The organism is Psychrobacter sp. (assembly GCF_035469765.1).
Classification (GTDB): Bacteria; Pseudomonadota; Gammaproteobacteria; order Pseudomonadales; family Moraxellaceae; genus Psychrobacter.
Window position 1 is genome coordinate 1 of the sequence record NZ_DATIRM010000358.1, and the last position, 4,352, is coordinate 4,352.

The 4,352-nt window shown below is 41.4% G+C and carries 5 protein-coding genes and 1 pseudogene; 1 reads left to right on the forward strand and 5 read right to left on the reverse strand.

Annotated features, from left to right (window positions below; all coding sequences use genetic code 11):
* Positions 1 to 255: pseudogene (locus VLN09_RS09835) on the forward strand (tellurium resistance protein TerA); the annotation flags it as partial.
* A 115-nt stretch (positions 256 to 370) separates the two neighbouring features.
* Here the strand turns inward: VLN09_RS09835 and VLN09_RS09840 are convergent.
* The 5 genes from VLN09_RS09840 to VLN09_RS09860 all read right to left on the reverse strand — a co-directional run bounded on the left by VLN09_RS09840 (position 371) and on the right by VLN09_RS09860 (position 4,302).
* On the reverse strand, positions 371 to 979 hold the full coding sequence (locus VLN09_RS09840) for a TerD family protein (protein WP_325246058.1): 609 nt from the start codon (positions 977 to 979) through the stop codon (positions 371 to 373).
* 34 nt (positions 980 to 1,013) lie between these two features.
* Complete coding sequence (locus VLN09_RS09845; protein ID WP_325246059.1) at positions 1,014 to 1,766, reverse strand: TIGR00266 family protein; 753 nt, start codon at positions 1,764 to 1,766, stop codon at positions 1,014 to 1,016.
* 216 nt (positions 1,767 to 1,982) lie between these two features.
* The gene (locus tag VLN09_RS09850) at positions 1,983 to 2,558 is read right to left on the reverse strand and encodes a TerD family protein (protein ID WP_325246060.1); all 576 of its coding nucleotides are present in this window, start codon (positions 2,556 to 2,558) and stop codon (positions 1,983 to 1,985) included.
* A 279-nt stretch (positions 2,559 to 2,837) separates the two neighbouring features.
* Complete coding sequence (locus VLN09_RS09855) at positions 2,838 to 2,969, reverse strand: hypothetical protein (RefSeq protein WP_325246061.1); 132 nt, start codon at positions 2,967 to 2,969, stop codon at positions 2,838 to 2,840.
* A 268-nt stretch (positions 2,970 to 3,237) separates the two neighbouring features.
* Complete coding sequence (locus tag VLN09_RS09860) at positions 3,238 to 4,302, reverse strand: DUF475 domain-containing protein (protein ID WP_325246062.1); 1,065 nt, start codon at positions 4,300 to 4,302, stop codon at positions 3,238 to 3,240.
* Positions 4,303 to 4,352 lie beyond the last annotated feature (50 nt).

Below are 4,352 nucleotides of genomic sequence, written 5' to 3' on the forward strand. Positions count from 1 at the left end.
TTTGCTTTCATTTATGAAGGCGCACCAAACTGGGCGCAAACCAATGGGGTAGTCACGATTCATATGCCAGACCAACCGCCGATTGAAACGCGTTTGACAGAAGGGACAGGTAACTTACCGATGTGCGCTATTGCGCGTCTGGTCAATCAGCAAGGCAGTATCAACGTTGAACGTATCAACCAATACTTTAAAGGACATCAAGAGATGGACAAAGCCTTTAATTGGGGCTTTAGCTGGAAACGTGGCAGTAAATAAGAGCTTTAATGGTATTATTTAACGAACTTAAAAAAACAGCCCATCTATTAATAGATGGGCTGTTTTTTATACAGGATAAGACAATATATCTTCTAAAAACCCCCGCTTACAGCTATTAAGCATGCGGGGTGATAGCAGGCATTAAGTCATGAAAGGTACGACCAGAAGCTGTTTCACCGATGGCGTGCATTTTCCACTCATTATTATGGCGATAGACTTTTGCCATAATCATTGCCGTATGAGTACCTTGTGACGACAGATTATAGCGCGCCACTTCAGTATTGTTATTGGCATTGACGATACGGCAAAAGGCGTTCTCTACCGTCTCAAACGTCTGACCAGTAAAGCTATTCACGGTAAAAACCAATGACACCACATTAGCTGGGACTTTTGATAAATCCACATTGATGACTTCATCATCACCATCGCCGTCACCAGTACGGTTATCACCAGTATGGACGATGCTGCCATCTTTTGATTTAAGCTGGCTGAACCAAATCGCATCGACGGCTTGTTTATTGGCATCAAACATAATGCATGAGGCATCTAAATCGATAGAATCGCCACCGCTACCACCGCCGAATAATTTACCTAAAAAGCCGCTTTTTTTCTCTTGTTGCCCTTGGAAAATATCCCAGCCTAGACCCAATTTTACTTGGGTAAGCTCGCCGCCTGCTTCTTTGTTTAGGGATATTTTTTGACCTTTTTGTAAGCTAACTGCCATGTGACTGTCCTTATAATAGTTATTTAAAAAAGTGCTATAGAATATTGCCAAGTAAGCCGCTATTGCCGCCGCGACCACCTGAGCTGGTACCCAAGATACTTTGTAGCCAACCTTGGTAGCTGTCACGATTGCGTGAGCAGATAATGACTTTGCCAGTTCCTGAGAAGTTTAAAACCATACCTTCGCCACTGGTGACCGAATTGATGATATTGCCCATAAAGCCTTTTTTCTTACTGGTGGCGACCGACAGTTTGTATTCTAAACGCGAGTCCCAGCAGACCACATGACCGTTATCAATAATGACATCTTTACCAGGTTCGACATCAATCTCGAACAGTGAACCAAAACCCGATACCACTACCTGACCTTGGCCTTGGGTTTGCATGACCATAAAGCCGCCAGTATCTCCAAAGACGGCACCACCTAAGTTACGCTGAATCTTAGCTTTGACGTCTACGCCCGTCTGTGCCGCGACAAATGCGCCGTCACTAAGCGTATATTGCTGCACGCCGACATCAAGTATTTGCATATCACCGTCAAGTGTTGGTGCGAGTAAGCAATCACCCTCACCATTCACTGCCTCAATCTGCTGCTGAAATAATGATTCGTCATTAGCAAAACGGCGCATCAGTGAATGCATCAAACCGCCTTGCAGCTTACCTTTAAGCTCAAGATTTGACTCCATCATCACCATGGCGTTGGCTTCACAATAGATTGAGTCGCCTTTTTTCAGGTTGCAATGGAGAAATGGTTCAATAGTGCCAATTAAGCTAAACGTTGCGGCCATAGGGTACAAATCCTTATATCAGTATGCTGAAGATTAGTAGTCTAAATTCTAGTTGTGCTTTAATTTATTTAACAGAATTTATTGACTTAAAATATCTATGTCTTTAAAAGTCGACTTAGTCATAAACTTTCGCTCGCCCATTACTTTTAAAGCCATCAAATGTGATAGTAAGGCACACTTGATGGCTTTTTGGACTTATATTGTTAGCGCCCAGTCTTACACGTTAACCCCATAAGAAGCTGCTAATGGTCCAAGACCACCGCTGAAGCCTTGACCAACAGCGCGGAATTTCCAATCGCCGCTGTGACGATATAATTCACCAAAAATCATCGCTGTTTCAGTACTGCCATCTTCCGATAGGTCGTAACGTGCGATTTCAGCGTCGCCATTATCGTTGATGACACGGATATAAGCCTCGCCCACTTGACCAAAGTTTTGGTTACGTGACTGACCTTCATAAATGATGGCACAGATAGCTACTTTGCTTACATCAGCTGGGATACTAGCAAGGTTGATTTTGATTTTTTCGTCATCGCCATCACCTTCACCGGTACGGTTATCGCCAGTGTGCTCAACCGCGCCATTGTCTGACTTTAGGTTGTTAAAGAAAATAAAGTCTTGGTCATTACGGACTTTACCTGCTTCATTGACCAAAAAGCCAATTGCATCTAGGTCAAATTCTTGACCATCAGTTGCACGTGGATCCCAGCCTAGACCAATAGTAATATTGGTTAAGCCTGGTGCTTCTTTTGATAAGTTTACGTTGCCGCCTTTTGTTAAGCTAATAGCCATACAAATATCCTTTGGATTAATAATTAAGTGGATTTGGTTTTATAAAATAAACTAAAAATAGTGCAGTGAATATTATCTGAGCGCAAAAGGTGAATAAATCGACCTGTATGCCATACCCTGCATATCATTACGTTTTACTATACTAAGCGTTTGCCCACTAAGCAAGGTGTATTTTGTGTGCTTACTATATGCTTACCAAGGGGCATAATAAGTCTGTATCTTTGATACTTTTCAATCAGCTTAGCAATAATGGTTAAGGTATTGTTATGAAAAAGTAAATTATTTGACTATACCAAACTGGTTTGGATTTACATGGGCCAGTTGCGGGATGTAATTCGCCATTTTTCCACGATCAGTTTCACGTGCCATCTCTGCGGCAATATTATCAAGAACCTGTTGCATATCGATCATGAAGTCTTGTTTTTATTGTATTGTTGGAAGATGAAGATTTTAACTGAATAAAGGGCAATAGTGATGGAAAAATTATATTTTGATAAACAGGTACGCGCGTTTCCAGCACTGCATGATTTGCAGTGAAGCATTCATAGCATATTTATCAATAAACAATAAGTTTGTAAGTATCACCTTAACCAAGGTGTAAAAAAACAGGTCATACCTGATGATATGACCTGCCTAAATATATAACTAGATACAGAAAGAACAATACGAACGATACATCTTAGTTCAGACCTGCCTTTTCAGCTTTGCGATATTTAAGTGACGCCCATAACGCAAAACCAATAAAGGCGATACCGATAAGACCAGTAATCAGCTCAGGTACATGAAATTTCACAGACAATAACATGATAACGGCAAGTGCGCCGATGGCATAATGCGCCCCATGTTCAAGATAGATAAATTCATCAAGCGTACCTTTATCGACCAAGAAGATAGTCATAGAACGTACGAACATCGCACCAATCGCAAGACCTAACATGATGACGATAACGTCATTGGTAATCGCAAATGCGCCAATCACACCATCGAAACTGAATGAAGCATCAAGGACTTCTAAGTATAAGAAACCGATGATACCACCTTTCATAATAGCGCTAGTTGCAGCACCAGTACTATTACCTTGAGCGTCTAGTTCTTCTTCAAGATCACCTTCAAGCATACCAGAAATAACTTGCACACCCAGATAAACCAAGATACCCCAAACACCTGCAATCAATACGGCAGAAGCTTGTTCAGCGGGAGCCCAAGATACTGAAATCATCAAGACAATAAGCGCTACAAATACGCTCATGGCATCGACTTTGCCTAGTTTCGCTAAACGGCTCTCTAACCAATTAAACCAATGTACTTCTTTTTCATCAAAAACAAAGTTTAAGAAGACCAATAGTAAGAAAATACCACCAAATGCGGAAATTTCAGCATGATGTGCCATTAATCTGGCCGAGTATTCTTCAGGATTGTTCAATGCCAAATCTATAACTTGCATCATACCAAGGTCAGCAGTAACCGCGACGATGACAATAGGGAAGACCAATCGCATACCGAATACAGCGATTAAAATACCAACAGTTAAAAATATCTTTTTCCAAAATTCGTCCCAGCCTTTAAGAACTGAGGCGTTGACCACCGCATTATCAAATGATAATGAAATCTCCATGACGGCCAAAATAGCAGTAATAGAAAGAGTGGTTATTAAGCCGCCCATACCGCCATGTGAATATCCCCACCATGCAGCTATCATCAATGCGATAGCTGTGAAGATGAAGTCTAAATAAAAATGTCTCATGACACATCCTGTCTGGTTGCATAAAGCTAAGGTCGTCTATTATAGACGCA